The organism is Zavarzinella formosa DSM 19928 (assembly GCF_000255705.1).
Classification (GTDB): domain Bacteria; phylum Planctomycetota; class Planctomycetia; order Gemmatales; family Gemmataceae; genus Zavarzinella; species Zavarzinella formosa.
The window spans coordinates 720917-725362 of record NZ_JH636442.1 but is presented as its reverse complement, the minus strand read 5'-3'; the positions used below and the strand labels follow the sequence as shown (position 1 = coordinate 725362).

The 4446-nt window shown below is 63.5% G+C and carries 6 protein-coding genes; 5 read left to right on the top strand and 1 reads right to left on the bottom strand.

The window, feature by feature from the left end:
* Window positions 1-1878 (bottom strand): NACHT domain-containing protein (locus BGIM_RS58180; protein WP_193789010.1); only part of this gene is annotated, 1878 nt, incomplete at its 3' end.
* Window positions 1879-2493: 615 nt separating this feature from the next.
* Here BGIM_RS58180 and BGIM_RS0124280 point away from each other — a divergent pair.
* Genes BGIM_RS0124280 through BGIM_RS52145 form a run of 5 tightly spaced genes read left to right on the top strand, consistent with a single transcriptional unit; the run spans window position 2494 to window position 4270 of the window.
* The gene (locus tag BGIM_RS0124280) at window positions 2494-2700 is read left to right on the top strand and encodes a hypothetical protein (RefSeq protein ID WP_020472321.1); all 207 of its coding nucleotides are present in this window, start codon (window positions 2494-2496) and stop codon (window positions 2698-2700) included.
* Between the two features lie 52 nt (window positions 2701-2752).
* Window positions 2753-2902: a hypothetical protein gene (locus BGIM_RS63220; RefSeq protein ID WP_020472320.1), complete on the top strand. Its 150-nt coding sequence runs from the start codon at window positions 2753-2755 to the stop codon at window positions 2900-2902.
* Between the two features lie 18 nt (window positions 2903-2920).
* Window positions 2921-3160, top strand: coding sequence for a hypothetical protein (locus BGIM_RS0124270; protein ID WP_020472319.1), 240 nt, complete (start codon window positions 2921-2923; stop codon window positions 3158-3160).
* A 12-nt stretch (window positions 3161-3172) separates the two neighbouring features.
* On the top strand, window positions 3173-4003 hold the full coding sequence (locus tag BGIM_RS0124265; protein WP_020472318.1) for a TRM11 family methyltransferase: 831 nt from the start codon (window positions 3173-3175) through the stop codon (window positions 4001-4003).
* 24 nt (window positions 4004-4027) lie between these two features.
* Window positions 4028-4270, top strand: a complete 243-nt coding sequence (locus BGIM_RS52145; RefSeq protein ID WP_040889961.1) for a DUF6900 domain-containing protein — start codon at window positions 4028-4030, stop codon at window positions 4268-4270.
* Window positions 4271-4446 lie beyond the last annotated feature (176 nt).

The window sequence follows — 4446 nt, the reverse complement described above, 5'->3', positions numbered from 1 at the left end:
TTTGCCCCCCCGCCACAATTCCTCCCGCAATTCGGCGACAAGCCCCGGCGGGTCCGTGTCCTTCCACCGGCCGGCGGCGGCGAGTCGCGCGAGGCGCAACGCCACCTGTTGATACCGATCGCGCTCCTGATACCAGACGGCGGCCCGCTGCCGGCACCGAACCGACGCCGGCCCGCCCTGGCCGGCGAGGAATTCGAGCACGATCAGTCGGCCGGCGGATTGGAACGCCCGGTCGAGGAACTCGTCGAGTTCCGCCGATGCCAGCGATCCGGCGTGCGCGGCGGCAAAATACTCCTGAAGCGTCGCATGCAGAAAAACGTGTTCGTCGAAGACCTGATCGGAGCGGTTGACGAAGCGGCTTCCCCGGACCGGTTCGCAGGACAGGCCCGGCATGGATTCCCGCAGGCGCTCGGCCGTGAAGTCGTAACGAGGACCGTCCGGGCCAAACAGCAGGGCGTGAGACAGCCGTCGAAGGCCCGCGACATGCTCCTCCGTCAACGGGGAACCCGACGACTCCGAAAGGTTGTGTTGCTCCCTGACCCAGTCGGTGACCTGCCGGTAAACGTCCGCGATGGTTCGCGGGGCCGGGAAACCTCCGGCCGTGTGGCAAAGGACGCGGACCAGCAACCCCAGGAGAAACGGGTTGGCCGCCATCTCGCGCAGATCTGGTTCGTTCTCGATCCGGCCCGCGACCTCTTCCAACAATTCGGGGCGGCCGTGGACCTCCAGAAGTTTCCGGACCAGTTCGTCTCGGGCAGATTCCGCGAGGCCAGCGATCCGGTAAATGTCAACCCGGTCTCCGTCCCGAAATTCCCGGGGCATCCCGGAGGCCCGCGAGGTGATCACGGTGACGAAGTTGGATCGTTCAGCTTGGATTCGCTCGCGTACGAGGTCGCGCTGCGCGGGAGGCACCTCGTCCCACCCGTCGAGCAGGAGCAGGAACCGGTGCCGCTCGACGGCGATCGCTCGCAGCACGTCCGAGGCCCCGCGCCAGTCGTCGGTTTGATGGCCCAAGGCCTGGAAAAAATGCTCGACGAGCGACAGCCGGGGGTTCTTGGACAATGCCCGGGCGAACGCGGCGAGTTTGACGACCAAAGGTTCCTGGAAATCGGAACACCCACCCCGATGGACCGACCAGGCCAGCCATCGGACCAGGGTCGATTTGCCGGAGCCAGGCTCGCCGATCACCACGCAACGGTGCAACGTCCGGGCCAGCATCGTCGGCACGTCCACCACCGGGTATTGATTGGAGATCAGCTGCCTCGCCATTCGCCGGGGGGCGTCCGGGCGCGTCTCCTCGATGTCGGATTCGTTGATGGCGTAAAGCCCGACGTAGATTTGCGAGATCTCGACGGCTTGTTCTCCGGGAACGCTGGCGGGCAGCCGGGTCCATTGATCCGAGTCAAGTTGATCAAACCAGACGCCAAGACCGGTCACGCAACGCCTGACCGCTTCCGGGTCGGCGGCCGGCCCCTCGGCCGCCGCGGGCGGCGCTCCGATCAGGCCGTTCGGCGAGATCAACTCGAGGGCGCGACGCATTCCCTTGTTTTGATTCGGCGGGGGCTGGCGGTTTGCAGCCGTCAGGCAGGTCCGGGCGACCTCGCGGAGCAGGTCGACGGACGCGGTCCCGGGATTGGGAAACTCAAGGTTCCAGGCTTCGATCAACCTCCCGAGGTGACGCATCCCGGCGCGGGGCGTCAAATCAAGCAATTCCGCCAGCAACTCAAGCCTGAGTCTTGTCTCCTCCGGATCCGAATGCCCGGCCAGAACCGGACGGCCCCCCGACTCCAATCGGGCGAGCCTTTCGAAGGCGGTCCAAACTTGCTCCGGGTCAAGTACGGCGGCCTCGCCGCGACTGATGAGGTGGTCGGCTGTCATGTGTGGTCCCGTTTCATCCCGACCGGCGGGCTCTTCCGCCGATCCCGGCTCGCGGATTCCCGGGCGGAGGTCGTTGATCCCCGTCGCCCCTGGCTGAAATTTTTCATCGGCCGGGTGGTCACGCCCGGCAAGCCCCGAAGATTCCGGAGCGTCCCGACTAAGATCAATCTAAGGATTTTTTTTCGGCCAGCCCGTGTTGATGTCGCTGTTCCCGGTCGCGAGGGCGGAACTTGGCGCGGCCGCGAGCGGGGCGATTGTTCGACATCGATTCACCGCCCGCCTGTCGTCAGGCATCCGGGGTTCCGCCTGGAATCGGCGAAGCGGCTCATGACGCCGGCCACCCGATTGCCGACGGGAGGGTTTCTCGATTCGGTTTGAGTGTTCGGAGCCTGACACCGGCAACTCCTTCGCCGTGATCCCAGCCCCGCCAACGCCTGAATGTCGGCACTTGTGAAGCAGCCGTCGGGCCGGTCAAGCGGAATAACGGTCTATTCCCTGAAGGGCCCCTTTCCGTGATTCCGCCTGACCGTCGCCAAGTCTCCCGACTGGGCCGCTTCTTTGGTCGTGCCATCAGGCCTCATGGTGAGGCCGGAAACAAAACGAAGGAGAAAGACCATGTCAGCCAACACCGAAACAACCAACCCGTCCGGCAACGCACCGACCCACATCGCCTATCAGGTGCGAGACGGCAAGGACAAGGGCTTCTGGACCCGCATCGGGGCGGCCTGGCAGCACAAGGACGGCAAGGGTTTCAACATCCAGCTCGACGTCGTGCCCCTGGACGGACGCGTTCAACTCCGCGTCGCCACCGAACAGAAATAACACCTCAACCGGGCGGGGCTTCGGCCCCGCCCCAACTGAAAGGACTCAGACCATGAATCACATCGATTTTCACGCCACCAATTCCCGCCTGATCGAATTGACCGACCTTCTCTCCGCCGGATGCGATTCCGATTTCGACGCCGCCCACGAGGAACTCGAACGCGCATTTGCCGAACTCAGGCTCGCCATCGCCCGCAACTAACCGGAAAGGAATTCAATCATGCAAGACTCAACCGAAATTGACATCGACAAATTGCTGGCCGAACGCGGCCAGATCGCGATCATCTGGTCCGTCGAAGACGTGAAGGAAATTCACCCGGACCTGGACGATGAACAGGCGTGGGAGGTGTTAAAAATCGTCCTCCGGCGACATGATGCGACGCTCGGCGTGACTTGGGACACGCTTGAATGCGTGGCGCAGAGTTTGTTTGGCTTTGCGTCTGCTTCATCAGATGAATAGGGAATCATGCCCATGACTCACCTCAACAAGGCCGCCGCTTCATCCGCGGCATCCACCACCAACAAACTGACAATAGAAGACACACCGATGAGCATCACAACCATTTCACCCAACCCGTTCTACGCCAGCCGGAGGAGGCCGGCCGCCCCTCAAAACGAGGGGCGTGACCGGCCCCTCTATGCCAGGCTTCCCCGGGCTCCGCGCAATGCGAGCCCGGTTCCCCGCCTGACCTCGCTGTACCATTTTCACCGGGCGGGCGAGTACGGTGACCGCAAATGGCCGGGAAACTGCGGCGGCAATTTGATCAAAGACTTGTTGCTCTATTTCCGGCCGGGTTTGGTTCTCGATCCGATGAGCGGCAGCGGAACCTGCCGGGATGTCTGCCGAGAATTGGGTGTGCCCTGCCTGGAATGGGATATTCACCGGGGCATCGACGCCTGCGACCCGCACGGGTTCGCGAACTCCGAAATGTTCGATTTCATTTGGGCCCATCCGCCTTATTTTCGGCAGAAGCTCTATTCGGAGGACGCCCGGGATCTCTCCCGCTCCCCGACGCTCGAACATTTTTTGAGGAGGCACGGCCAGTTCATCCGCAACTGCTCCACGGCCCTGAAGCCGGGCGGCAAACTGGCGATCCTCATGGGGGACTACCATGACCGGGAGGAGGGATTCCTGCCCCTCACCTACCACACCAAGCGACTGGCGTTCGCCGCCGGTCTCGTCCAGCATGGCACAGACATCATTCGCTTTTCCCACGGAGCAAGCAGCGGCCGGAAGGTTTACCGAAGCTGCTTCATCCCGTCGCTGCACGACGTTTGCATGATCTTCGAGAAACGTGTCTAAACAATCTTGAAAGGAGTCACGCCCATGACCGATCTGGACCAATTGTTCGCCGACATCGCCCGACGCCATCTCGGCATCCCGTCCATGAAGCCCCGGATGAGCGACGCCCTCGATTTCCACGAAGTGGCCGTCTGGGGCGTCCGGGCCGCCCTCCAGGCGGCCTTCGACGCCGGGACCAACGCCCGTCCGCCCGAAGCAAACTCGGATCGCGAGCCGGCGCCCACCGGCGGGCATCACGCCGCCGACGACGACCAGAAAGAAGGCTGAGCCATGCCAGCCGATCATGACGACATCCGGGACGATCTGTTCCACGGCTGCGCCTTCGAGGCTTTCTTGCGACAGGCGAGGATTCAGCAGGCCTGGCCGGACCGCGAGGCGACGCGGCGGCTGGCCTGCCAGCTCTACGAGGACGCCCTCGCCGCGAAACACGTCCCGGTCGAATC